The organism is Bradyrhizobium amphicarpaeae (genome assembly GCF_002266435.3).
Taxonomy (GTDB): Bacteria; Pseudomonadota; Alphaproteobacteria; order Rhizobiales; family Xanthobacteraceae; genus Bradyrhizobium; species Bradyrhizobium amphicarpaeae.
On sequence record NZ_CP029426.2, the window covers coordinates 4,075,978 to 4,098,845 of the forward strand.

Here is a 22,868-nt window from a genome sequence, read left to right on the forward strand (position 1 = left end):
ATGAGCAGCGAACATCCGGAGCTCGACGACCTTCAAGCCGCGTACAAGAGCGCGGTCGACAACTGGATCGCGGCCATTCGACACGAAGAAGCGGTCGCCGTCGCCGCCGACCATTCCTTAGCCCAGCTCGACCAATGGGAAAAGGCGCACTTCGACGAAGAGAATGCGCGCACGATCGCCAAGGCGGCGAAGGCGAACTACGAAGCCGGGCTCCGCGCCGAATTCTTCGGATTCTAGGCCCGCGCCTACGCCGCCGCCCTCTGCCTTGCGACCAGCGCCTCGCCGAACGCTTCGAACAGCTTGCGGTTGACCGGATTGTGCTGGGGATCGTATTCGGCGTGCCATTGCACACCGAGGGCAAAGGTCGGGGCTTCCGCGATCCGGATCGCCTCGATGGTACCGTCCTCGGCGACGCCCTCGACCAGCACGCGCTTGCCGGGATCGAGAATGCCCTGGCCGTGCAGCGAATTGACCCTGATCTTCTCGCAGCCGAGCAGCCTTGCGAACGCCCCGCCCGGCGTCAGTTCAACGTCGTGACGGTCGGCGAACACCACGGTCGGATCGGGATGGATCTCGCCGTTCTCGAGCCGGGGCATGCGATGGTTCATGCGGCCGGGAATTTCGCGGATCTCCGGATGCAGCGAGCCGCCGAAGGCGACGTTCATCTCCTGCAGGCCGCGGCAGATGCCGAACAGCGGCACGCCGCGGGCAACGCAGGCGACCGAAAGCGCCAGCGCCACCTCGTCGCGATGGATATCGTAGGGCTCGTGCCGCTCGCACGGGTCGACGTTGAAGCGGGTCGGATGGACGTTGGCGCGGGCGCCGGTGAGCACGATCCCGTCGACCACATCGAGCAGCGCGCCGATATCGGTGATATCAGGCGCGCCCGCGAACATCATCGGCAGGCCGCCGGAAACCTCGGCCACGGCGCGCAAATTGCGCTCGCCGACCATCTGGACCTGAAATCGATTTTCGACGCGATGGGCATTCCCGATCACGCCGACGACCGGCTTTCTCATCTGTCGTTCCGCGCCTCTCCGATAGGAAGATTCCCCAAACATGCCCTTCGGCTGGAACAAATTCAACAGAAGGGATCGCGGGACGGCAATGCTATTTTCGCGCAAATGCCTCCCGGGCCTCACCCCCGGCGGGCAGGCCCGCGGCCTGCAGTGCGGTTGCCGCCGGATCGCCCGGCGCGGCCAGCCAAGGCAGTTTCGCCTCGAGGCCGCGCGTCACGGGCTCTCCGAGCGCCCCACCGAAATCAATCGGCCAGAACCCGTTGGGCACGACCTCGACCGTGAGGCCCCGGATCGCATAGCCCTCGCCCAGAACCGCCTCCGCCTTGTCGCCGGCGACAAGGCGCGCCGTCCCGGGGTCATGGGGATCGCCAAAGCTGACCAGCACCGGCACCAGGTCTGCCTGTACCGGGACGACGCCGGTCTGGCGCTGGATATCGTTGAAGGAGACGCGGTTGCCACGCGCGGCGCCATAGGCACGCAGCGCGACATAGTTGATGTCGTCGAAGTCCAGTTTCGGACCATGCTGGTGCGCCAGCAATGCCATCAGATTCTTGCCCTTGGCGCCGTTTTGGCCGAGATCGACGAACACCGCCTCCCCGCGCATCGTGGTGCGGCCGCCGCGGTTGTAGTTGCGGTCGGGCACGACGGCCAGAACGCCGGATCCGGTCTTGATCCCGTCAGGCGTCGTGACCTCGACGGTGAGACGATATTTGTGCCCGGGCCGGTTGATCCGGATCTGGTCGCCGATCACGAGCACCGCCAGAAGCCCGAGCAGGCCGGCCCATTTGCTGATGAAGCTCAAACCGCCCCCATTGTTCTTTCCTCATCGCTGTGCACCGTCGGCGCGCCGGCGTCAAACCGGCGCGTCGACGCGGCCTTGATCCGAAGCGTGTTTGTCGAGAGAGTGCGGCGCGAATTGCGCTGAAAGGGCCCCGACGTGACCATGTCCAAAGATGAACGCTCCCGGACCCGCGGCGACCTCGCATGGGCGATCTCGGTCGGGGGCATCGGCGTCGTGCTGTTCACCGCGCTGCTCGCCTTCACCTGGTATTTCGCCGCCACCGTGCTGCTGATCTTTACCGGCATGCTGCTCGGTCTCGGCCTCAACGCACTGACCGGCGCGCTCGGCCGCCGCGTGCCCCTGCCGCATGCGGTGCGGCTCGCGATCGTCTGCACCGCGCTCGCCCTGATGCTCGCCGGCGTCGCCTATCTCGGCGGCGCCACCATCGCCGATCAGGCTTCGCTGCTGAGCAAGACCATCAAGTCGCAGATCGGAAACGTGAAGTCCTACCTCGACAGCCACGGCATCGACACCAGCTTCTTCGATTTCGGCAATGGAGCGACCGACTCCTCGGCCAATATTCCGTCGGAGGCGGCGCCCGCACCGGCAGCGCCCTCGCGCGGTTCCTTGCCGAGCGCCGGTGCGCTGGCCTCCAGCGGCGGCGCAATCGTGAGCCAGACCTTCAAGCTGCTGCTCGGTACCATCCACGGTGTCGGTAACATCTTCATCGTGCTGTTCCTGGGCCTTGCCTTCGCCGCCCAGCCCGGCGTCTATCACGACGGCCTGCTTTATCTCGCGCCGGCGAGGCACCGCACCCGCTTCGCCCTCATCATCGATCGCATCAGCGAAACCCTGGAGCGCTGGCTGATCGCGCAGATCATCGTCATGCTCGCGGTCGGGGTGGTGACCTGGATCGGGCTTGCCGTCATCGGCATCCCCGGCTCGTTCATCCTGGGAATTCAGGCCGGCCTGCTCGCCTTCATCCCGACCCTCGGAGCCATCATCGCGGGCGTCGTCGTGGTGCTGGCGAGCCTCGCCTCGGGCTGGATCCCGGCGCTGTCGGCCTTTCTGCTCTTCATGGGCGTGCACGCCATGGAGAGCTACGTGCTGACGCCGATCCTGCAGCGGCAGGCGCTGGACATCCCGCCGGCCACGCTGTTCGCGTTCCAGATCGTGCTCGGCGTCGTGTTCGGCATCTGGGGCCTGGCGCTGGCGCTGCCGCTGGTCGCCATCGCCAAGGTCATGATCGATCATTTCAAGACGTATGAAGCGCCAACTGCGGAGGCGACCTGAGCCTGCTCAGGTCGTCAGCACGGTCTCGGTGTGCTCGACCTCCGGGGGCGAGGCGAAATACTGGCCGACGAGGCCGCGCCATTCGGCAAAATTCTCCGAACCGCGGAAATCGACGGTGTGGCTCTCCAGCGTCGCCCATTTCACCATCAGCCGGTAGCGCTGCGGCTTCTCGATCGATTTGTGCAGTTCGAAGCCGTGAAAGCCCTTGGAGCGGCCGAAGGCGGCCTTGGCCTTGGCGACAGCGGCCTCGAAGTCCTTCTCGCTGCCCGGCTTAACGTCGATTTGCGCGATCTCGGTGATCATCTGTTTCCACCCGTTTTTGTTCGATGGGCGTGTCTAGCGCAGACGGCGAAAAAGCAAAAGGCGCCGAAACGGCGCCCTGCTCGGCCTAGAAATGCAGATCTCTCAGACGAGGAGCAAAACCGTTCCCGCCACGATGAGAGCGCAGCCGATGAACAGCGCGAGCGGCCAGGTACTTCGGCGGGTTTGCGTGTAACGCCCCTGCGCACGGCGCTCGGTGATCAGCGCGCTCTCGTATTCGTCCGAGGTCGAGAACAGGCAGGCGAACCCGCTGCGTGCCGAGGCCGCAGCGGCTTCGAGCGACATCAGGGCAGCTTGCGGGTTCTGTCGACGGATCGATTCCATGACCGCAATGGTAGGGATCGAATGGTAAACAGGGGATTACCGCGGCTGCTGCCTTGCGTCTCAGGCGGTGGCTGGCCGCGGCGTACTGATCCGCGCGGCGCTCTGGCGGCGCCAGTTCTCCAGCGACAGCGGCAGCTCTTCAGCCGCCTCGACGCGGTTGCGGCCGCCGCGCTTGGCCTGGTAGAGCGCAGTGTCGGCGGATGCCAGCAGCACCTCGAGCTCGGTGCCGGCAGGACCGCCGGCGACGCCGATGCTGACGGTGGTGTCGACCGGGCCCTCATCGACCACGACGCCGGAGGTCTCGAACGCCTCGCGCACCCGCTCGGCAACCAGCACGCCCTCCTCCAGCGAACACGGCAGCAGTGCTGCGAATTCCTCGCCGCCGATGCGGCCCGACATGTCGGTGATACGCAGATTGCTGACGACGACGGTGGAGAACAGCTTGAGCATCTCGTCGCCGGCGGGGTGGCCGAAGCGGTCGTTGATCGACTTGAAATGGTCGATGTCGAAGATCATCACGGTGACGGGACGGCCGGCCTTGGCCTCGCGCTCGATCACGCGGCCGCAGGCTTCCGAGAAGCCGCGGCGGTTGAGCATGCCGGTCAGGGGATCGGTCGACGCGGCGGTGCGGTGCGCGGTCACGGTGCGCTCGGACACCAGCATGAAGATCACGAATACGGTGCCGACGGCGTAGAGGATCAGTTCGACCGCGAACACCTTGACCCAGATGCTCTGGGAGAAGCCGGCATCGTGCGGACGCAGGAAGCTGCCGATCAGGACCGGCAGCATCAGCACGCAGCCGTGCATCACCGGCATCACGAGGGCCGGCCAGCGTCGCTGCAGGCTCTTGCGCCGTTCGGTCCAGAGCTCGCTGGCGGTCAGTGCCGCGTAGACCGAGACGATGCCGGCGCCGACGATCATCCGCACCATGGATGCCTCGGGGTCGAGCAGCGTGACGGCGGCGACCCAGGCGAGCGCGCCGAGCACGAGGCCGGCCCAGTTCGGCTTGCGGCCGTGGAAGACGCGCGCCGCGTTCCACACCATGCCGCAGGCGACGAAGCCGACCGCGTTCAGCGCGAGGTAGAGATGCGGGCCCAGCCTGTCGCCGGCCGCGGTCCACAGCGCGACGGAGGCGGCACCGAGGAGATAGGCGGTGCCCCACCATTTCAGCGCAGGGCTGTTCTCCTGCCTGCCGAAGAAAACCATCATGGCGCCGAGCAGTGCGGCGACCATGGTGGCAACCAAATAGAGCGTGATGCTATCGAGCGACATCATGTCGGCCCCCTTAAGCCATAGCAGTTACGCGACCGGTACATCCGATTTGCGCGCCCTTCCAAAGGCGACGCTAGGTCTGCCGGGTTCCATTCAGGTTTTCGCGGGCACCCAAGTTTTCTGGAAACACGCCATCAATTTGCATACAAACGAACAACAAAAAGGGCGCTGAAATCAGCGCCCTTTTGCATCTCATTGAAGCCGCTTTCGCGGCGAATCCGACCGAAGCGATTAACGCTTCGAGAACTGGAAGGACCGGCGGGCCTTGGCCTTGCCGTACTTCTTGCGCTCGACGACGCGCGAGTCGCGGGTCAGGAAGCCGCCCTTCTTGAGCACGGTACGCAGCTCCGGCTCGAAATAGGTGAGCGCCTTGGAGATGCCGTGACGGACCGCGCCGGCCTGGCCGGACAGGCCGCCGCCGGCAACCGTGCAGACGACGTCGTACTGGCCCGAACGCGCGGCCACCGAGAACGGCTGCTCGATCATCATGCGCAGCACGGGACGGGCGAAATAGACCTCGACCTCGCGCGAGTTGACCGTGACCTTGCCGGCGCCCGGCTTGATCCAGACGCGGGCGACCGCGTCCTTGCGCTTGCCGGTGGCATAGGCGCGATTGAACTTGTCGACCTTCTTCTCGTGCTTGGGCGCATCGGGCGCCGCCGTCTTGAGCTGCGAGAGCTGGTCGAGCGACTGGATGGATTCGGCCATGTTATGCGGCCCTCGTGTTCTTGCGGTTCAACTTGGCGATATCGATCTTCTCGGGCGTCTGGGCCTCGTGCGGATGATCGGCGCCGCCATAGACGCGGAGGTTGCCCATCTGGACGCGGCCGAGCGGACCACGCGGGATCATGCGCTCGACGGCCTTCTCGAGCACGCGCTCGGGATGCTTGCCCTCGAGGATCTGGCGCGCGGTGCGCTCCTTGATGTGGCCGACATAGCCGGTGTGCTTGTAGTAGGTCTTCTGCTCGCGCTTGCGCCCGGTGAGGACCGCATGCTGCGCGTTGATGATGATGACGTTGTCGCCGCAATCAACGTGCGGGGTGTAGGTCGGGAGGTGCTTGCCGCGCAGGCGCATGGCGACGATGGTGGCGAGGCGGCCGACGACCAGACCCTTGGCGTCGATCAGCACCCACTTCTTCGTCACCTCAGCCGGCTTTGCCGAAAAGGTTTTCATGTCAGAGTTTCCGTGGACGGGGAGCATCGGCGCGAACACCGCACCGGACTGCGCGGATTTCTAGAGAAGGGAGGCGCAACGGTCAATGCCCCGCAACGCAAATTAGATCAGCAATATCAACGCATTAAAAATATGGTACTATATTACCTGCGAAAAGCTCAAACATTTGGAATGGAATAGGTCGAGGTGACATGGGCGATCGGATCGGGCGAGGTGCCCGACAGCAGCTTGACCTCTCCGACCGCCAGCCGCTTGCCGAGCTTGAGCAGCCGTGCCTCCGCCAGCACGTCCTGGCCCGGCTGACCCTTGCGCAGGAAATTGATGTTGAGATTGGTGGTCACGGCGAGCCCGACCGGCCCGATCGCGGACAGCAGCACCACGTACATCGCGAAATCGGCCAGCGCCATCAGCGTCGGGCCCGACACGGTTCCACCGGGCCGCAGCATCTTCTCGCTGAAACGCTGCCGCAAGAGGCAGGTCTGGCCGTCCGCGCTTTCGATCGTGATGTCGTCGCCGCTGAACGCCTGGGGAAATTCGACGCGGAGGAATTGCTCGACATCCGCCACGCTCATTTTCGCTAACGCCATGCTGTTCCCCACCCTCGCTTCGCTTGCCCTGTTACATTAAGTTATCTGCGTCATTCAAATGCAATAATCCAACGGAAACGCTTCGATGTCCGCCCAGGCCGCCCGCGCCCCCTCCCCGCAACCGCCGATCCTGCTGCGCGAGACCAAGGGCTCCATCGCAGTCCTGACGCTGAACCGGCCCGCTGCGCGCAACAGCCTGTCGGCCGCGATGATCGCCAGCCTGCATGCCGAGCTCAATGATATCGGCAGCGACAAGGCCATCCGCGGCGTCGTGATCGCGGCCAACGGCCCGGCTTTCTCCGCCGGCCACGACATGAAGGAACTCACCGTTCGCCGCACTGACCCGGATCGCGGCCGCGCCTTCTTCGCCGAGATGATGACCGCCTGCAGCGCGATGATGCAGGCGATCGTGCATCTGCCCAAGCCCGTGGTGGCTGCCGTCCAGGGCATCGCGACCGCGGCCGGCTGCCAGCTCGTGGCAAGCTGCGATCTTGCGATCGCATCCGAAGCCGCAAGCTTCGCCACTCCCGGCGTCGACATCGGCCTGTTCTGCTCGACACCGATGGTGGCGCTGTCGCGCAACGTCCCGCGCAAGCAGGCCATGGAGATGCTGTTGACGGGCGAGCCGATCCCCGCAACGCGTGCTCGCGAGATCGGGCTCATCAACCGCGTGGTTGCCGCCGGCAATGAGCGCTCCGCCGCGATCGAGCTCGCGCAACAGGTCGCGTTGAAATCCGCCTACACCATCAAGCTCGGCAAGGAGGCGTTCTATCGCCAGGCCGAGATGAGCCTTGCGGAGGCCTATCGCTATGCCGCGGAGGTGATGACCGAGAACATGATGGCGCGCGACGCCGAGGAAGGCATCGGCGCCTTCATCGAGAAGCGCACGCCGACATGGCGGGATGAGTAGAATCGTCATTGCGAGCGCAGCGAAGCAATCCAGAAATCCCTCCGCGAAGACAGACTGGATTGCTTCGTCGCTTCAGCGCAAAATTGCTTCGCAATTTTGTCGCGAGCTCCTCGCGATGACAAGCAAGAAGAACGACAAATGAACCACGACGCCTATCCCGACAACTACATCCGCGGCATCCTCAACTCCGTGAAGTCGATCGCGATGGTCGGCGCTTCGCCGGTCAACGTGCGGCCGAGCTATTTCGCGTTCAAATATCTGGCGCAGCGCGGTTACGACATGATCCCGGTCAATCCCGGCCATGTCGGCAAGGAGCTGCTCGGACAGCCCTTCGTCGCCTCGCTCTCCGACATCGGCCGCCCCGTCGACATGATCGACATCTTCCGCAACTCCAGCTACATCCTGCCTGTGGTCGAAGAGGCGCTCACGCTCGATCCGCTGCCGAAGGTGATCTGGATGCAGCTTGGCGCGCGTGACGATTTGGCGGCAGCGAAAGCCGAGTCAGTCGGTATCAAGGTGGTGATGAACCGCTGTCCAAAGATCGAATATGGCCGCCTGTCGTCCGAGATCTCCTGGATGGGCGTGAATTCGCGCACGCTGAGTTCCAAGCGCGCGCCGGCACCGACGCAAGGCATGCGGCTATCCCTCAATCGGATGAGCGTCGGCGGCGGCGACACCGCGGCCTCCGACCGCGCCGCAAAAAACAAGACCGAGCAAAGCTGACGCAATCGCGAAGGATTCGTTTCGCGATCGCGACACTACGTAGCAAGACCATTCCCAAATGATCCTGATGTGACGCGGCGCCTTGACGGCGGGCGCGGCGCCGATCAGCATGCCGCGCGATTTCAGGCCACGAGAACAGGACGCCCTCAATGAGCGATCGCCTTCCGGGATTTTCAACCCTCGCCGTGCATGCCGGTGCACAGCCCGACCCCACCACCGGCGCGCGCGCAACTCCGATTTATCAAACGACCTCGTTCGTGTTCAATGATGCCGACCACGCCGCCTCGCTGTTCGGCCTGCAGGCATTCGGCAACATCTATACCCGCATCGGCAACCCCACCAATGCGGTGCTGGAAGAGCGCGTCGCAGCCCTCGAAGGCGGCACGGCCGCGCTGGCGGTGGCCTCCGGCCACGCCGCGCAGGTGGTGGTGCTGCAGCAGTTGATGCAGCCCGGCGACGAATTCATCGCGGCGCGAAAGCTCTATGGCGGCTCGATCAACCAGTTCACGCACGCCTTCAAGAGCTTCGGCTGGAACGTGGTGTGGGCCGATCCCGACGACATCTCGAGCTTCGAGCGCGCGGTGACGCCGCGCACCAAAGCCATCTTCATCGAATCCATCGCCAATCCGGCCGGCAGCATCACCGACATCGAGGCGATCTCGACGGTGGCGCGCAAGGCGGGCGTGCCGCTGATCGTCGACAACACGCTGGCCTCGCCCTACCTCATTCGCCCGATCGACCACGGTGCCGACATCGTGGTGCACTCGCTGACGAAGTTCCTCGGCGGCCATGGCAATTCGCTCGGCGGCATCATCGTCGATGCCGGCACCTTCGACTGGTCGACCGGCGGCAAATATCCGATGCTGTCGGAGCCGCGGCCGGAATATCACGGCATCCGCCTGCAGGAGACCTTCGGCAATTTCGCCTTCGCGATCGCCTGCCGCGTGCTCGGCCTGCGCGACCTCGGCCCCGCGCTGTCGCCGTTCAATGCCTTCATGATCCTGACCGGCATCGAGACCTTGCCGCTGCGCATGCAGAAGCAGTGCGACAATGCAAAAGCGGTCGCCGAATTCCTCGCCGGCCATCCGGCGGTGGCATCGGTCAGCTATGCCGGCCTTGCGAGCGACAAGTACAACCAGCTCGCGCGCAAATACGCGCCGAAGGGCGCGGGCGCCGTGTTCACCTTCAGCCTGAAGGGCGGCTACGACGCCGGCGTCAGCCTGGTGTCGAAGCTGCAGCTGTTCTCGCACCTGGCCAATGTCGGCGATACCCGCTCGCTGGTGATCCATCCGGCCTCGACCACGCACAGCCAGCTCGACGATGCCGCCAAGATCAAGTCCGGCGCCGGCCCCGACGTGGTGCGGCTGTCGATCGGCATCGAGGACAAGGAAGACCTCATCGCGGATCTGGAGCAGGCGCTGGGAGCTTAGGTTCCTCGTAGCCCGGATTGCGCTTCGCTCCATCCGGGCTACGGAATTTCGTTGCGTACGCGCGCCCCCCGGGATGTTCGTTTTGAAGACCGCTCGTTAACAGTCATTAACCATATCTACCCCATACATCGTCTCTGGACCGCCCCTTTTGATTCGGAGCCGACGATGCTGCGCTGGATGGCGCCTGCCCTTGCCGCGATGCTGACGGTTTCAAGTGCGCTCGCTGCTGACTTGCCCGCGACACCCAAGCGGCGAGCCGCCGCGCAGCAGGAGCCACCCAAGGTTTGGGTCGAAACCGATCCGGATGCGCTGATCTCGCCGGCCTATGGCATCCGCAGCTACATCCGAAACCTGCCGGGCGCGCCGCTGCTGCCGGGCTCCCACACGCTGCCGGGCTATTACGGGCGCCCCTGGGACTACGACTATCAGGGCTCGTATTACGGCGGGAAGCAGGTCGACTATTTCTGGCGGCTGCCCTACTCGTGCGGCATCTACGGCTACTGCTGATCAGCCGGGCTGATGGTGATCAGCCGGGTTGGCCAACTGGAACCGCGCGCGACTGCACCTGCGCAGATTGCCGCGAAGCGAGCCGCTCCACCTGCATCACTGCGAGCATCAGCACGACGATGGCGACCGCCTGGTGCGACAGCGCGAGGTCGATCGGCACCTGGTTGAGCAGCGTGAGAATGCCGAGCACCGCCTGCAGGCTCACCGCCGCGAACAGCCAGAGCGCGCCGCTTGCCGCAGCACCCGCGCGTGAACGCACCGCGTCAATCGCGTGCAGCGCGGCCAGCGCGAACAGCGCATAGGCGGTCATGCGGTGCTCGAACTGCACCGTCAGCAAATTATCGAACATGTTGCGCCACCACGGCGTCTCGAACCACAACCGTTCGGCCGAGGGAATGAACGCGCCGTCGATCTGTGGCCACGTGTTATAGGCGCGCCCGGCGCGGAGGCCCGCGACCAGCGCGCCGAAATAGATCTGCACGAAGGTCACCGCGAGCAGCAGCGCGCTCGTAAACCGCAGCCGCGCTGGCGCCTCGATCGGCGGCCTCTCCTTGAGCCGCCGCACCGTCCAGACGATCCCGGCAAAGATCAGCAGCGCGAGCACGAGATGCGTCGCCAGCCGATATTGCGACACCTCGACCCGCTCGGTCAGGCCCGAGGCCACCATCCACCAGCCGACCGCGCCCTGGAGCCCGCCGAGCGCGAACAGCAGCCACAACCTGCGCTTCAGTTCACCGGAGAGGCCGCCACGCCACAGGAAGAACAGGAACGGCAGCAGATAGGCGACGCCGATGAAGCGGCCGAGCAAGCGGTGGCTCCACTCCCACCAGAAGATCTCCTTGAACTCGGACAGGCTCATGCCCGCGTTGAGCTCGCGATATTGCGGGATCTTCTTGTAGGCTTCGAACGCCTCGGTCCACTGCGCCTCCGACAGCGGCGGCACGCTGCCCGTGACCGGCTTCCATTCGACGATCGAAAGGCCGGATTCCGTCAGCCGCGTCGCGCCGCCGACCAGCACCATCAGCGCAATCAGCGCGGCGACCGAGATCAGCCACCAGCGAACGGCGCGATACGGGTTGGACGGGGCGGAAATCGTTGTCATTTCGGGAGCAAAACCAGGACTTGAAGGCTTGAACCGGACTGCGTGCCCCTTATAGTCCCCCGCTCCCGCAGCGCAAGTTACGCGAAAGCCGCTCATAATCTGCCATGACGATCCGCACCCGCAAGTTCCTCGGCGCCATCCTGCTCCTGGTGCTTTGCACCGTCTGGGCCCTGCTCGGCATGGCGGCAGCGCAGATGCCGTGGATTGCCGAGTCCGGCTGGCGGCAGGCGATCTATTACGTCGTGGTCGGCATGGGCTGGGTGCTGCCGGCGATGCCGATCGTGAGCTGGATGCAACGACCCGATCGCGCCAAGTCTAACTCATAGCGCTGCCCGTCGGCTTCACCGGCGCAAAGGCAGCACCTGACACCAGCACACGCAGCATGCGCAGCGAGCGCACACGGCCGTCCCAGGAAATCCGCGGCAGCGCGCGCAGATTGGTCCGCCCCTCCGCATCGACGATACCCGATATCGTCGACACCGCGCTGGCAAAACCGGCCGCCTCCGCCATCATGACGTGGCTGCGCCGGAAGGAGGCACGATCGCCGAACGGAAAGGCGAAATGCCCGACCTCGCGGCGGAAGGCGGATTCGGCGACGGCCTTGCCCATCGTCATCTCGCGCAGCGCCGCAGCGTCCTTCATGTTGGCGAGCACGGGATAGTTCACGGTCGCGCTGCCGATCGTGACGAGCGGATCGGCGGCGAGCTTCGCCAGATCCTCCCAATTCATCGACGCCTCGCGCGAGAGCGCGGCGAGGTCGATCCGGTAGCGCGTGCAGAGATCGGCGATCGCCGCCGACAGATCCGCCGGTGACAGCGAGCGCAGCCAACTCTCGAGATGCGAAAACAGCGCTTGCTTCTCGGCACTGTCGGTGACGACGAAGCGCTGCTCTTTCTCGCCCATCATCAGGCTGATGCGGCTCTCGCGCGCAATCACCTGCTCGAGCCCGAGCCACCAGGCCTGCCCGACGCCGTCGGGAAACGCGGTGGGCACGTAGATCGCGAAGGGCACGGCGTGATGCGCCAGCACAGGATAGGCGAAGTCGATCAGATCCTTGGCCGCACCATCGAAAGTGAGCGCCACGAAACGCTGCTGCTCCGGCAGCGTCACCGCGCGGCGGCAGACCTCGTCCATGCCGATAAACCCATAATCCCAGCGCTTCAGCGCGCGAATGGCGCGGTCGAGAAATTGCGGCGTGATCGCGCTCGCGCGCAGCGGCTGAAACCCGCCGCGCTGCCGCGGACGCACCCGTTCAAAGCGCAGGATGGCGCCGGCACCGCGACTGCGCAGCGCGGCCTGGCCGGTGAACCAGGCCAGCTCGAAGCGCAGCCGCTCCAGCCATCTGTCGTCGGATGCCAATACCTTGCCCCTTCGCGCCCTCGAGGCGCCCGTTCCCTCTCCATTGTCCTTACCCTTTGTTGACATTTCTTTGCAAAGGTCGGCCACCGGCCGAATTACGTCTATTTTGCTTTCTCGACAGGTTTCGTGAATGACCATGGCTGCGGCGATGCAAAGCCGGACGGCAGAAGCGCCAGCGCGGTCGAGAGCGAGCCGTATCGCGCATGTCGATATCGTCACCGATCTCGGCGCCGCCGAGGCGATCTGGCGCGTCTTGGAGCAGCCCGGCCATCTCTTCACGCCCTATCAGCGGTTTGATCTGCTGAGCCCCTGGCAGCGACTGGTCGGCGAGCGCGAGGGTGCGCGCCCCTTCGTCGTCATCGCCCGCGACGATGATCACAGGCCGCTGCTGCTGCTGCCCCTCACGCTGCGCCAAAGCCACGGCGTGCGCACGGCCTGCTTCATGGGCGGCAAGCATACGACCTTCAACATGGGCCTGTGGAACGCCGCATGTGCCGCGCAGACCGTTGCCGCCGATCTCGATATGCTGTTTGCGCCGCTCCGCGAGCACGTCGACGTGCTCGTGCTGACGCAGCAGCCGCAGCGCTGGCACGGCCAGCAGAACCCGTTTGCAGCTCTGCCACGACAGAGCCCGATCAACGGCTGTCCGCAACTGGTGATGGAGCCGGGCGGGCCGCCGGCATCGCGGATCAGCAATTCCTTCCGCCGCCGCCTCAAGAGCAAGGAAAAGAAGCTCCAGGCTCTCGCCGGATATCGCTATCACCTTGCCACCTCGGACGCGGACGTCACCCGCCTGCTCGACTGGTTCTTCCGCGTCAAGCCGGTGCGGATGGCAGAGCAGAAGCTCCCGAACGTCTTCGCCGAGCCGGGCGTCGAACAGTTCGTCCGCAGCGCCTGCCTTGCGCCGCGCGGTGAAGGCCGCGCCATCGACATCCATGCGCTCGAATGCGACGACGAGGTGATTGCGATCTTCGCCGGTGTCGCCGACGGCGAGCGCTTCTCGATGATGTTCAACACCTACACGATGTCCGAGCACGCCCGCTACAGCCCCGGCCTGATCCTGATGCGCTACATCATCGATCGCTACGCCGAGCGCGGCTACCGCTCGCTCGACCTCGGCATCGGTTCGGATGACTACAAGCGGATGTTCTGCAAGGACGACGAAGAGATCTTCGACAGTTTTGTGCCGCTGACTTCGCGCGGCAGGCTGGCCGCGATGGCGATGTCATCGCTCAGCCACGGCAAGCGGCTGGTGAAGCAGAACCAGATGCTGTTCGATCTGGCCCGCCGCGTGCGGCAGGCGTTCGGGTAGCTCTCACCGCTTGCACGGCTGCACTCCTTCTCCCCTTGTGGGAGAAGGTCGCGCGAAGCGCCGGATGAGGGGTATCTATCGTCTGGCTGAAAACGAAATGGGACTCGCGGAGCGAAACCCCTCACCCGTCTCGCCGCTAACGCGGCGAGCCACCCTCTCCCACAAGGGGAGAGGGCAAGATCAACTACGCCGCCACCACGCGCGGCGCTTCCGCGGCACCGGACGCCTGCACCGGCTTGCTCAGCATGGTCACTTCGCTGAATCCGACCGCCCTCAGCTGCTCGCACATCAGCGTGCGCGCATCGATCGCCATCGACGCATCGGGCACCACGACGGCGCGGGCATGCGCCGTCAGCAGTTCGGCCGGAAGGTCGGAGGCGCTGCCGGCGTCGATCAGCACGTGATCATAGGCGCGCAGCAGCGCGTCGATCGCGAGCGTCACGCGCGGCGATTGCAGCACGCTGCGGTCGAAGCCGGGACGGCCGGCCATGACGAGATGCAGCCGCGACAGCTTGTCCTTCGTGATGATTTGCGCGAACGAGGCCTCGCCCTGCATCAGCTCGGCTAGGCCGGGCGCCGACGCATCGACGGACACCGCGGCAATCGTCGGCGAAGACGCGGCGAGATCGACCACGACGACGCGGGCCTGGCGCGCCAGATGCCGGGCCAGCGTCAGCGTCGACAGCGTGATGGCTTCGCCGGAAGCGGTGCCGAGCACCGTGACCTTTTTCGCCGCGGCACCCGCGGCGCGCAGGCTGTCGGCCAGATTTTCGATCTCGGTGAATTCAGTGACATCGGCAACTTCCGCCATCTCCGGCTGAAGCGGCGCCAGCTCCGCCATGACCGGATCGGCGATCGGCTCGACCTCCGGCTGAACGACCGGCTGGGCAACGGATTCCTGGCGCAACGGCGCCTGCGTCTGCACCGGCCCGAGCGCAGCCACCGTGCGCGGCGCGGTCTGGCTCAGCAGCTCGCCGGTGACGACGAGGCCGGAGGAGAGCAGCAGCGTTGCGATCGTCGCGATCAGCACGATCGGCAGCTTCTTCGGATAGGCCGGCGTGTTCGAGACGATAGCGCGCGAGATGACGCGGCCGTCGGTCGGCGCGGTGTCGATGGTCTCGCGGGTATTGGCCTCGCGATACTTGGCGAGATAGCTCTCGAGCAGATCGCGCTGCGCCTTGGCCTCACGCTCCAGCGCGCGGAGCTGGACGTCCTGGCCGTTGGTCGAGGTCGCCTGCTTCTTGAGCTGCTCGAGGCTCACGGTCATGCCATCGACCCGGCCGCTGGCGATGCGCGCGTCGCTTTCGAGCGAGCGGGAAATCTTGGCCGCCTCGTCGCGGATTTGATTGTCGAGGTCGCCAAGCTGCGCCTTCAGCTCCTTGATCCTCGGGTGGTTGCCAAGCAGCGTGGACGATTGCTCGGCGAGCTGCGCGCGCAACGTTACCCGTTGCTCCGACAGCCGCCGCATCAATTCAGAGTTCACGACCTCGGACGCCTCGATCGGCTTGCCGCTCTGGAGCATCTCCTTGATCAGCCGCGCCTTGGATTCCGCATCCGCCTTCATCGAGCGCGCATTGTTGAGCTGGGTGTTGACCTCGCCCATCTGCTGGTTCGACAGCGTGGTGTTGTTGGTGCCGATGAACAGGCTGGACTTGGAACGGAAGTCCTCGACCCTGGCCTCGGCGTCGGAGACCTTCTTGCGCAGGCTCTCGATCTCGCCGGCGAGCCACTGGCTGGCGTTCTTGGCCTGCTCCTGACGCGCACCCTGCTGCAGCACGAGATAGCCGTCGGCGATCGAGTTGGCGACGCGCGCGGCCAGATCGGGATCGGCGGACTGGAATTCGACAACGATCACGCGCGACTTGTCGACGGCGTAGGCCTGCAGACGGTCGTAATAGGCATCGAGCACGCGCTCTTCCGGCGTCATCGAGAACGGATCGCGACCGATCCCGATCATCGCAGCCAGCGACTTCAGCGGCGAGATGCCTTGCAGCACCGGATCGAATTCGGGGCGTTCGGCGAGCTTGTTCTTCTTGATGATCTCGCGCGCCAGATCGCGCGACAGCACCAGCTGCACCTGGCTGGTGACGGCCTCGGCGTCGAGCGCCTGGCGCTCCTCGGTGCGGTCGCTGCTCGGGCGCAGGAACACGTTCTCGCGGCCGTCGATGAGAATGCGCGATTCGGATTTGTAGCGCGGCGTGACGAGATTGACGATGGCCACGGATGCGACGAGCGCCAGCACCGTCGGCACGATGATCCAGCGACGCTTGCGCGCCAATGCCGCGCCGAGCGCGTGCAGGTCGATATCGCCGGATTCGACTTGTGCCTGCTTGGTGACAACAGGCGCAGGCCTGACTTCGGTCTTCTCGATTCCAGACTCGACCTTGCGCTCGACCTTGACCTCAGCTTTGGGCGCAACTTCGGCTTTAGGCGCGACTTCGGCTTTGGACTTTGCAACAGCCCGCGCAACAACGGCCTTGTCCTTGCCGGCACGCCAGAACGCTAAACGCATCGAACACTCCCGCAGGGGCAACGCCACCAAGCTACCTCAACCGGGGCGATTACACTCCATTAAGGTTGCCGCTGGGTTAATCGCGGCATGCGGCGACTTGCGCAGGCGCAGTCGTCACCGTTTGTTAACCACGAGGCCCCTTAATCCGTCTCGATATTTCCCTGGGATTGTTCGGCATTTGCCATCGAGCGCTGGTTTTGATTTATGCCCCCCTCTCCTGACCGGCCGCTTCGCATCCTGCACGCCGTGCGTGCTCCGGTCGGCGGCATCTTCCGCCACATCCTCGACGTCGCCAACGGCCAGGTCGACCGCGGCCATCATGTCGGCATCCTCGCCGACAGTCTGACCGGCGGCGAGCGTGCCGACAAGGCGCTTGCCGAGCTCGCGCCGCGGCTCAAGCTCGGCGTGCACCGGCTCGCGATTCGCCGCGAGCCGTCACCGGACGATGTCCTGGTCTGGCTTCGCATGCGGCGCCTGATCGCCACGCTCAAGCCCGACGTCATGCACGGCCACGGCGCCAAAGCCGGCGCCTTCATCCGGATGCGGCGACGCTCCGACGACACCATCCGCATCTACACGCCGCATGGCGGCTCGCTGCATTATCCCCTCAACACCTTCAAGGGCGAGTTTTACGCGCGGCTGGAGCGGACGCTGATGGACGCGACCGACCTGTTCCTGTTCGAGAGCGCATTCGCCCGCGACACCTATCAACGCATCGTCGGCACGCCCAAGGGCGTGGTGCGCTGCGTCTTCAACGGCGTCACGCCCGAGGAATTCGAGCCCGTCGTGACCGCCGACGATGCCACCGACCTCTGCTATGTCGGCGAGTTCAGACACATCAAGGGCGCCGATCTGCTGGTCGATGCCGTGGCGCGCCTGCACGAGGGCGGCAAGAAGGTCAAGCTGACGCTCGGCGGGGACGGTGAGGAAACCGCGGCGCTGAAGGCGCAGGTCGAGAGGCTCGGCCTCACCAATGCGATCCGCTTCATCGGTCACGTCAAGGCGCGCTACGGCTTCTCCAAGGGACGGCTGCTCGTCGTCCCCTCGCGCGGCGATTCCATGCCCTATGTCGTGATCGAGGCCGGCGCGGCCGGCATTCCCATGATCGCATCGCGTATCGGCGGCATCCCCGAGATCTTCGGCTCCGACAGCCCGGCTCTGTTCGCACCGAGCAATTCCGAGGCCATGGCGGAAGCCATCGCTGCTGCGCTCGATGATCCGCAGACCACCGCGCAGCGCGCCGTCGCCTTACGCGAACGCATCTCGGCGCATTTCTCGCAAGCCGCCATGGTCGACGGCGTGATCGCCGGCTATCGCGACGCATTCGCCAATCATTAACCATCCTTAAGCCCGCTTTAGAAAATCTTCCGATTTGTTCGATACTCCAAGGACCAGGGGATGCCGCCCGGGGTGCCAATGCCATTGGCCCGCGGGTGCTTGAAATGGACGTGGACGCCCGTGGAACCGCTCAACGCACGCTCGATGCTCGATGCCGCGACCAGCGCCGCGGCGAAACCCGCTGACCAACCCTTCGTGGAGCGTCGCCGCCGGCTCTCGCCTGCAGCCCTCGAAGTCGTCAACCAGAAAGTCGCCCGCGCCTATTCGCCGATCGTGATCACCGGCTTCGTGCGCCTGGCCGACTTCGCGCTGCTAAGCCTCGTCGGCATCGCGCTCTATGTCGGCTATGTCATGCAGCTCTCCGGCTTCAGCTGGGTCTATCCGGCCGAGGTCATCGCCGTATCGATCGCCGCCGTGATCTGCTTCCAGGCCGCCGACATCTATCAGGTGCAGTTGTTCCGCGGTCAGCTCCGGCAGATGACGCGGATGATCTCGTCATGGTCGTTCGTCTTTCTGCTGTTCATCGGCATCTCCTTCTTCGCCAAATACGGCAGTGAGATCTCGCGGCTGTGGCTGGCGGCCTTCTACTTCCTCGGGCTCGCCGCGCTGATCGCCGAGCGCCTGTTGCTGCGCTCGCTAGTGCGCGGCTGGGCGCGCCAGGGCCGGCTCGACCGCCGCACCATCATCGTCGGCTCCGACAGCAATGGCGAGCAGCTGGTCGAAGCGCTGAAGGCGCAGGAGGATTCCGACATTCACGTGCTCGGCGTGTTCGACGACCGCAACGACAGCCGCGCGCTCGACACCTGTGCCGGCGCGCCCAAGCTCGGCAAGGTCGACGACATCGTCGAATTCGCCCGCCGTACCCGGATCGATCTCGTGCTGTTCGCGCTGCCGATCTCGGCGGAGACGCGCATCCTGGAAATGCTGAAGAAGCTCTGGGTGCTGCCGGTCGACATCCGCCTCTCCGCCCACACCAACAAGCTTCGCTTCCGGCCCCGCTCCTATTCCTATCTCGGCGACGTGCCGACGCTCGACGTGTTCGAGGCGCCGATCACCGACTGGGACCTGGTGATGAAATGGCTGTTCGACCGCGTCGTCGGCAGCCTCGCGCTGCTCGCGGCCCTGCCGGTGATGGGACTGGTGGCGCTGGCGGTGAAGCTCGACAGCCCGGGCCCGGCGCTGTTCCGCCAGAAGCGCTTCGGCTTCAACAACGAGCGCATCGACGTCTACAAGTTCCGCTCGATGTATCACCATCAGGCCGATCCGACCGCTTCGAAGGTCGTGACCAAGAACGATCCGCGCGTCACCCGTGTCGGGCGCTTCATCCGCAAGACCAGCCTCGACGAGCTGCCGCAACTCTTCAACGTGGTCTTCTCCGGCAATCTCTCTTTGGTCGGTCCGCGCCCGCATGCGGTGCAGGGCAAGCTGCAGAGCCGGCTGTTCGACGAGGCCGTCGACGGCTATTTCGCCCGCCACCGCGTCAAGCCCGGCATCACCGGCTGGGCCCAGATCAACGGCTGGCGCGGCGAGATCGACAACCAGGAGAAGATCCAGAAGCGCGTCGAGTTCGACCTCTATTACATCGAGAACTGGTCGGTGCTGTTCGACCTCTACATTCTCCTGAAGACGCCGGTCTCGCTGCTGACCAAGAACGAGAACGCGTATTGAATCGAATGCTTCAAGGACGCGCTGTCATCGCCCGGCTTGACCGGGCGATCCAGTAAACGCTGGCGGCGAACGTCGCCATTGACAGCGCGGAGTACTGGATGCCCCGGCTTCGCGGGGCATGACAGCGGAAGTTGTGTGTACGAGTAGCGTGAGCGTGTGATTGATGGCGTATGCGGCAACAGCCGGGGACATGAATGCAGCGGTTCGCGCTGCGCCCGGCGTGCTGGCCCTGCAGCGCGCGCTGGTGTGGCTGGTCGGCGCCTCCGGCGCGGTCGTCTTCATCGAACCGAGCCCCTACGAGATCACGACGCTGCTCGCGGCCGTCATTTTCTTCGCCACCGGCCTGCGGCTGCGGCTCGCGCTGATGCCGCTGGTGTTGATGCTGGTGCTGCTCAATGTCGGCTACACCATCAGCGCGATCCCGCTGTACGGGCAGTCCGAGGTGACGAGCTGGATCGCGACCTCCTGGTACATGGCGGTGACGGTGGTGTTCTTCGCGATGGTCACGTCCGAGGACACTGCGGCCAGGCTCGACATGCTCCGCCGCGGCCTCGTGGTCGGGGCGATGATCGCCTCGCTGCTGGCGGTTGCCGGCTATTTCCATTTGGTGCCCGGCGGCAACGACCTGCTCACGCTCTACGGACGCGCGCGCGGCACGTTCAAGGACCCCAACGTGCTCGGCGCCTTCCTGATCCTGCCGGCGCTGTTCTCGCTGCAGAGCGTGGTTTCGGACAGACTGGGGAAGGCCTTCCGCAACGTCATCGCCTTCGGCATCATGTCGCTCGCGATCCTGCTTGCCTTCTCGCGTGCCGCGTGGGGCGGCCTGGTGCTGACCTCCGCCTTCATGCTGGCGCTGATGGTGCTGACCAGCCGCACCAACGCGCAGCGCTCGCGCATCATCGTCATGGCGATCGTCGCCGCCGTGGTGGGCCTTGCGCTGATCGCGGTGCTGCTGTCGTTCGATTCCACCGCCGAGATGTTCAAGCAGCGCGCGAGCTTCGACCAGAGCTACGACGAGGGCCGCTTCGGCCGGTTCGGCCGCCACATCCTGGGTGCGGAGATGGCGCTCGACCTGCCGTTCGGCATCGGCCCCCTGCAATTCCACCGCTTCTTCCCCGAGGACACCCACAACTCCTATCTCAACGCTTTCATATCCGGCGGCTGGCTGTCCGGCGTGTGTTATCCCGCGCTGGTCTTCACCACCGTCATCATGGGCTTCAGGCACATCTTCGTCCCTGTGCCCTGGCAGCGCGCCTATCTCGCAGTCTTCTCCGCCTTCGTCGGCACCGTCGGCGAGAGCTTCGTGATCGACACCGACCACTGGCGGCACTTCTGGATGATGCTGGGCGCGATGTGGGGCATGATCGCGGCCGCGCAGATCTACAAGATCAGGGCCGGCGAGGACGCGTCTTCAGCTTGAGGGCCGGACGTTTCTCCGGCGGCGTGTCGAGCAGTCCCTTCAGCGCTTCGGTTGCCGCGAGCACGCCCTTGTAGCCGTCATGGGCGAAGCGCAGCAGCAGGCGCAACTCCTCCTCGGAATAACCGCCGAACACCTTCTCCATCGCCTGCTGCATCGGCACGTAGAATTGGCCGATCTTCATCGCCGCCTCCGGCACGACCGCGATGAAGACCTTGCGGCGATCGGCGTCGTCGCGCTCGCGGCGGACGAGGCCGGCCTTTTCGAGCCGGTCGACCACGCCGGTAATGGCGCCGGTCGTGAGGCCCGTGACCTCGGCGAGCCGGCCCGCGGTGACGCGGCCCTCGAGGTACAGGATGTCCATGCATTCGAGGTCGGAATTGGCAATTCCGGCAACGTTGGCAACGGTTTGCCCGTAAAGCACGCCCTGCGCGGACGACCGGCGCATCGCCTCCTCGAGCTCTTGCAGCAGCGCAGCACGCGCCTTCGTCCTTGACAAGGTCGGCCTCATATCTTAGGCGATATATATCTTAGCCACTAAGAGATTTAGCGACCGTAATTTCTCCTAGCACCATGGAAACGTCGGGAGCAAGCCATGTCCTATCGTCCCCGCAAGGCCCTGATCATTGGCGCCGGCATCGCCGGTCCCGTGGCCGCGATCCTGCTGCGCCGCGCCGGCATCGAATCCGCGATCTACGAGGCCTGGCCCTATTCGAAGGGTATCGGCGGCGGCCTTCAGATTGCGCCGAACGGCATGCAGGTGATGGACGAGATCGGGCTTGCGAACGAGCTGATCAGCCGCGGCTCGGTCGCGGAGTCCTTCGACTTCTATTCGCAAGCCGGCGCAAAGCTCGGCTCGATCAATCGCGACATGGCACGGCGTTTCGGCCAGCCCGCGGTGAACGTGTGCCGCGCCGCGCTGAACGAGATCCTCATCGACAAGGCCTGGTGTGCCTGCGCCTCGCTCTATTTCGAGAAGCGCCTCATCAAAGTCGAGGATCGCGGCGACCAGCCGATCGTCGCCTATTTCGCCGACGGCACCACCGCCGAAGGCGACTTCCTGATCGGCGCCGACGGCGTCCATTCGGTGGCACGCCGCCAGGTCGTGCCGGACGGGCCGCAACCCTTCAACACCGGGCTGATCGGCTTCGGCGGCTTCGTGCCGCATGCCGTCCTCGACGGCCAGTCGATCGGCCGGAATGTCGAGACCACGTTCGGCCAGAGCGGCTTCTTCGGCTACGGCTATTGCAGCCCGGATCCCAGCGACGGCGTGATGTGGTGGAGCACTCAGCCAGCCCACGGCATGGATGCAGCGATGTTTCGCGCGCTCGACCAGGCAACGCTGAAGCAGCATTTGCGCGGCTTCCATCACGGCTGGCACGATCCGATCCCTGATATCATCGAAGCCGCCGAGAACATCGTGGTCACCGACACGCTCGACGTCGCGACCCTGCCGGCCTGGTCGCGCAAGCGTTCGCTGCTGATCGGGGACGCCGCGCACGCGACCAGCCCGCACGCGGGCCAGGGCGCTTCGCTCGCGCTCGAAGATGCGATGCGGCTCGCCCGCCTGATGCAGGAAGGCCAGGAGCTCGGCGCCACCTTCCAGGCCTTCGAGGCCGAGCGCCGCCCGCGCACCGAGAAGATCGTCGCGCTGGCGCGCCGCAACGGCAACAACAAGCGCGAATTCAGCGCCACCGGCGCGTGGATGCGCAATCAGATGATGAAATTGCTGCTGCCGCTCGGCGCAAAGCACATGGATTTCATGTATGCTTATGATGCACGGGCGGTGTAGCCGGACGACCGGTGCCGTAGGCTGGGC

General features: G+C 65.2%; 24 protein-coding genes. 12 read left to right on the forward strand and 12 right to left on the reverse strand.

Translation table 11 applies throughout. The features are described from left to right. On the forward strand, positions 1–237 hold the full coding sequence (locus tag CIT40_RS18925; protein WP_094891787.1) for a hypothetical protein: 237 nt from the start codon (positions 1–3) through the stop codon (positions 235–237). A gap of 8 nt (positions 238–245) precedes the next feature. On the opposite strand, the gene CIT40_RS18930 is transcribed toward CIT40_RS18925, so the two are convergent. Next, positions 246–1,019, reverse strand: a complete 774-nt coding sequence (locus tag CIT40_RS18930) for a gamma-glutamyl-gamma-aminobutyrate hydrolase family protein (RefSeq protein WP_162307564.1) — start codon at positions 1,017–1,019, stop codon at positions 246–248. A gap of 91 nt (positions 1,020–1,110) precedes the next feature. Beyond that, positions 1,111–1,821: a hypothetical protein gene (locus CIT40_RS18935; RefSeq protein ID WP_094891788.1), complete on the reverse strand. Its 711-nt coding sequence runs from the start codon at positions 1,819–1,821 to the stop codon at positions 1,111–1,113. A 135-nt stretch (positions 1,822–1,956) separates the two neighbouring features. Here CIT40_RS18935 and CIT40_RS18940 point away from each other — a divergent pair, with 135 nt between their 5' ends. Further along, the gene (locus CIT40_RS18940) at positions 1,957–3,093 is read left to right on the forward strand and encodes an AI-2E family transporter (RefSeq protein ID WP_162307565.1); all 1,137 of its coding nucleotides are present in this window, start codon (positions 1,957–1,959) and stop codon (positions 3,091–3,093) included. Between the two features lie 6 nt (positions 3,094–3,099). On the opposite strand, the gene CIT40_RS18945 is transcribed toward CIT40_RS18940, so the two are convergent. From CIT40_RS18945 to CIT40_RS18970, 6 genes are all read right to left on the reverse strand, one after another. Next, on the reverse strand, positions 3,100–3,396 hold the full coding sequence (locus CIT40_RS18945; RefSeq protein ID WP_094891790.1) for an antibiotic biosynthesis monooxygenase family protein: 297 nt from the start codon (positions 3,394–3,396) through the stop codon (positions 3,100–3,102). Positions 3,397–3,498: 102 nt separating this feature from the next. Continuing rightward, a complete protein-coding gene (locus CIT40_RS18950) occupies positions 3,499–3,738 on the reverse strand; it encodes a hypothetical protein (RefSeq protein ID WP_094891791.1) in 240 nt (79 codons plus the stop codon). A 60-nt stretch (positions 3,739–3,798) separates the two neighbouring features. Next, positions 3,799–5,013: a GGDEF domain-containing protein gene (locus CIT40_RS18955; RefSeq protein WP_094891792.1), complete on the reverse strand. Its 1,215-nt coding sequence runs from the start codon at positions 5,011–5,013 to the stop codon at positions 3,799–3,801. Positions 5,014–5,241: 228 nt separating this feature from the next. Continuing rightward, the gene (gene rpsI, locus CIT40_RS18960) at positions 5,242–5,718 is read right to left on the reverse strand and encodes a 30S ribosomal protein S9 (RefSeq protein ID WP_094891793.1); all 477 of its coding nucleotides are present in this window, start codon (positions 5,716–5,718) and stop codon (positions 5,242–5,244) included. A gap of 1 nt (position 5,719) precedes the next feature. Beyond that, complete coding sequence (rplM, locus tag CIT40_RS18965) at positions 5,720–6,184, reverse strand: 50S ribosomal protein L13 (RefSeq protein ID WP_091965253.1); 465 nt, start codon at positions 6,182–6,184, stop codon at positions 5,720–5,722. 158 nt (positions 6,185–6,342) lie between these two features. Next, complete coding sequence (locus CIT40_RS18970) at positions 6,343–6,771, reverse strand: PaaI family thioesterase (RefSeq protein WP_094891794.1); 429 nt, start codon at positions 6,769–6,771, stop codon at positions 6,343–6,345. Between the two features lie 85 nt (positions 6,772–6,856). Between CIT40_RS18970 and CIT40_RS18975 the strand changes: the two genes are divergently transcribed. The 4 genes from CIT40_RS18975 (at position 6,857) to CIT40_RS18990 (ending at position 10,341) form a co-directional block, all read left to right on the forward strand. Beyond that, a complete protein-coding gene (locus tag CIT40_RS18975; protein ID WP_094891795.1) occupies positions 6,857–7,681 on the forward strand; it encodes an enoyl-CoA hydratase in 825 nt (274 codons plus the stop codon). Positions 7,682–7,819: 138 nt separating this feature from the next. Beyond that, positions 7,820–8,404: a CoA-binding protein gene (locus CIT40_RS18980; protein ID WP_094891796.1), complete on the forward strand. Its 585-nt coding sequence runs from the start codon at positions 7,820–7,822 to the stop codon at positions 8,402–8,404. Between the two features lie 149 nt (positions 8,405–8,553). Beyond that, complete coding sequence (locus CIT40_RS18985; RefSeq protein ID WP_094891797.1) at positions 8,554–9,834, forward strand: O-acetylhomoserine aminocarboxypropyltransferase; 1,281 nt, start codon at positions 8,554–8,556, stop codon at positions 9,832–9,834. Between the two features lie 165 nt (positions 9,835–9,999). Continuing rightward, entirely contained in the window at positions 10,000–10,341 is a 342-nt protein-coding gene (locus CIT40_RS18990) for a hypothetical protein (RefSeq protein ID WP_094891798.1), read from the forward strand. A gap of 19 nt (positions 10,342–10,360) precedes the next feature. On the opposite strand, the gene CIT40_RS18995 is transcribed toward CIT40_RS18990, so the two are convergent. Next, positions 10,361–11,443 carry a COX15/CtaA family protein gene (locus CIT40_RS18995; protein ID WP_094891799.1) on the reverse strand — a complete coding sequence of 361 codons (1,083 nt, stop codon included), beginning with the start codon at positions 11,441–11,443 and terminating at the stop codon, positions 10,361–10,363. A 104-nt stretch (positions 11,444–11,547) separates the two neighbouring features. On the opposite strand from CIT40_RS18995, the gene CIT40_RS19000 reads away from it, so the two are divergent. Then, positions 11,548–11,769 (forward strand): DUF2842 domain-containing protein, encoded by a 222-nt coding sequence (locus tag CIT40_RS19000; protein WP_094891800.1) that lies wholly within the window; start codon positions 11,548–11,550, stop codon positions 11,767–11,769. Here CIT40_RS19000 and CIT40_RS19005 read toward each other — a convergent pair. Further along, complete coding sequence (locus CIT40_RS19005) at positions 11,759–12,802, reverse strand: polysaccharide deacetylase family protein (protein ID WP_094891801.1); 1,044 nt, start codon at positions 12,800–12,802, stop codon at positions 11,759–11,761. The genes CIT40_RS19000 and CIT40_RS19005 overlap by 11 nt on opposite strands. 130 nt (positions 12,803–12,932) lie before the next feature. Between CIT40_RS19005 and CIT40_RS19010 the strand changes: the two genes are divergently transcribed. Then, on the forward strand, positions 12,933–14,114 hold the full coding sequence (locus CIT40_RS19010; protein WP_094891802.1) for a GNAT family N-acetyltransferase: 1,182 nt from the start codon (positions 12,933–12,935) through the stop codon (positions 14,112–14,114). A 184-nt stretch (positions 14,115–14,298) separates the two neighbouring features. On the opposite strand, the gene CIT40_RS19015 is transcribed toward CIT40_RS19010, so the two are convergent. Then, positions 14,299–16,626 carry a GumC family protein gene (locus tag CIT40_RS19015; protein ID WP_094891803.1) on the reverse strand — a complete coding sequence of 776 codons (2,328 nt, stop codon included), beginning with the start codon at positions 16,624–16,626 and terminating at the stop codon, positions 14,299–14,301. Between the two features lie 204 nt (positions 16,627–16,830). Here CIT40_RS19015 and CIT40_RS19020 point away from each other — a divergent pair, with 204 nt between their 5' ends. From CIT40_RS19020 to CIT40_RS19030, 3 genes are all read left to right on the forward strand, one after another. After that, a complete protein-coding gene (locus CIT40_RS19020; RefSeq protein WP_094891804.1) occupies positions 16,831–17,964 on the forward strand; it encodes a glycosyltransferase family 4 protein in 1,134 nt (377 codons plus the stop codon). A gap of 120 nt (positions 17,965–18,084) precedes the next feature. Continuing rightward, complete coding sequence (locus tag CIT40_RS19025) at positions 18,085–19,632, forward strand: undecaprenyl-phosphate glucose phosphotransferase (protein ID WP_162307566.1); 1,548 nt, start codon at positions 18,085–18,087, stop codon at positions 19,630–19,632. A 163-nt stretch (positions 19,633–19,795) separates the two neighbouring features. After that, the gene (locus CIT40_RS19030; protein WP_162307567.1) at positions 19,796–21,052 is read left to right on the forward strand and encodes an O-antigen ligase family protein; all 1,257 of its coding nucleotides are present in this window, start codon (positions 19,796–19,798) and stop codon (positions 21,050–21,052) included. Here the strand turns inward: CIT40_RS19030 and CIT40_RS19035 are convergent. Further along, entirely contained in the window at positions 21,021–21,497 is a 477-nt protein-coding gene (locus CIT40_RS19035; protein WP_162307869.1) for a MarR family transcriptional regulator, read from the reverse strand. The two genes, CIT40_RS19030 and CIT40_RS19035, sit on opposite strands and share 32 nt — an antisense overlap. 147 nt (positions 21,498–21,644) lie before the next feature. Between CIT40_RS19035 and CIT40_RS19040 the strand changes: the two genes are divergently transcribed. Continuing rightward, the gene (locus CIT40_RS19040; protein WP_094891808.1) at positions 21,645–22,841 is read left to right on the forward strand and encodes an FAD-dependent monooxygenase; all 1,197 of its coding nucleotides are present in this window, start codon (positions 21,645–21,647) and stop codon (positions 22,839–22,841) included. Positions 22,842–22,868: the final 27 nt, after the last annotated feature.

What these genes read in the sequence shown, in the direction of transcription:
- CIT40_RS18925 (WP_094891787.1), top strand. Translation starts at nt 1, where the DNA reads ATGAGCAGCGAACATCCGGAGCTCGACGACCTTCAAGCCGCGTACAAG.
- CIT40_RS18930 (WP_162307564.1), bottom strand. Translation starts at nt 1,019, where the DNA reads ATGAGAAAGCCGGTCGTCGGCGTGATCGGGAATGCCCATCGCGTCGAA.
- CIT40_RS18945 (WP_094891790.1), bottom strand. Translation starts at nt 3,396, where the DNA reads ATGATCACCGAGATCGCGCAAATCGACGTTAAGCCGGGCAGCGAGAAG.
- CIT40_RS18950 (WP_094891791.1), bottom strand. Translation starts at nt 3,738, where the DNA reads ATGGAATCGATCCGTCGACAGAACCCGCAAGCTGCCCTGATGTCGCTC.
- CIT40_RS18955 (WP_094891792.1), bottom strand. Translation starts at nt 5,013, where the DNA reads ATGATGTCGCTCGATAGCATCACGCTCTATTTGGTTGCCACCATGGTC.
- rpsI (WP_094891793.1), bottom strand. Translation starts at nt 5,718, where the DNA reads ATGGCCGAATCCATCCAGTCGCTCGACCAGCTCTCGCAGCTCAAGACG.
- rplM (WP_091965253.1), bottom strand. Translation starts at nt 6,184, where the DNA reads ATGAAAACCTTTTCGGCAAAGCCGGCTGAGGTGACGAAGAAGTGGGTG.
- CIT40_RS18970 (WP_094891794.1), bottom strand. Translation starts at nt 6,771, where the DNA reads ATGGCGTTAGCGAAAATGAGCGTGGCGGATGTCGAGCAATTCCTCCGC.
- CIT40_RS18975 (WP_094891795.1), top strand. Translation starts at nt 6,857, where the DNA reads ATGTCCGCCCAGGCCGCCCGCGCCCCCTCCCCGCAACCGCCGATCCTG.
- CIT40_RS18980 (WP_094891796.1), top strand. Translation starts at nt 7,820, where the DNA reads ATGAACCACGACGCCTATCCCGACAACTACATCCGCGGCATCCTCAAC.
- CIT40_RS18985 (WP_094891797.1), top strand. Translation starts at nt 8,554, where the DNA reads ATGAGCGATCGCCTTCCGGGATTTTCAACCCTCGCCGTGCATGCCGGT.
- CIT40_RS18990 (WP_094891798.1), top strand. Translation starts at nt 10,000, where the DNA reads ATGCTGCGCTGGATGGCGCCTGCCCTTGCCGCGATGCTGACGGTTTCA.
- CIT40_RS18995 (WP_094891799.1), bottom strand. Translation starts at nt 11,443, where the DNA reads ATGACAACGATTTCCGCCCCGTCCAACCCGTATCGCGCCGTTCGCTGG.
- CIT40_RS19000 (WP_094891800.1), top strand. Translation starts at nt 11,548, where the DNA reads ATGACGATCCGCACCCGCAAGTTCCTCGGCGCCATCCTGCTCCTGGTG.
- CIT40_RS19010 (WP_094891802.1), top strand. Translation starts at nt 12,933, where the DNA reads ATGACCATGGCTGCGGCGATGCAAAGCCGGACGGCAGAAGCGCCAGCG.
- CIT40_RS19015 (WP_094891803.1), bottom strand. Translation starts at nt 16,626, where the DNA reads ATGCGTTTAGCGTTCTGGCGTGCCGGCAAGGACAAGGCCGTTGTTGCG.
- CIT40_RS19020 (WP_094891804.1), top strand. Translation starts at nt 16,831, where the DNA reads ATGCCCCCCTCTCCTGACCGGCCGCTTCGCATCCTGCACGCCGTGCGT.
- CIT40_RS19030 (WP_162307567.1), top strand. Translation starts at nt 19,796, where the DNA reads ATGGCGTATGCGGCAACAGCCGGGGACATGAATGCAGCGGTTCGCGCT.
- CIT40_RS19035 (WP_162307869.1), bottom strand. Translation starts at nt 21,497, where the DNA reads ATGCGCCGGTCGTCCGCGCAGGGCGTGCTTTACGGGCAAACCGTTGCC.
- CIT40_RS19040 (WP_094891808.1), top strand. Translation starts at nt 21,645, where the DNA reads ATGTCCTATCGTCCCCGCAAGGCCCTGATCATTGGCGCCGGCATCGCC.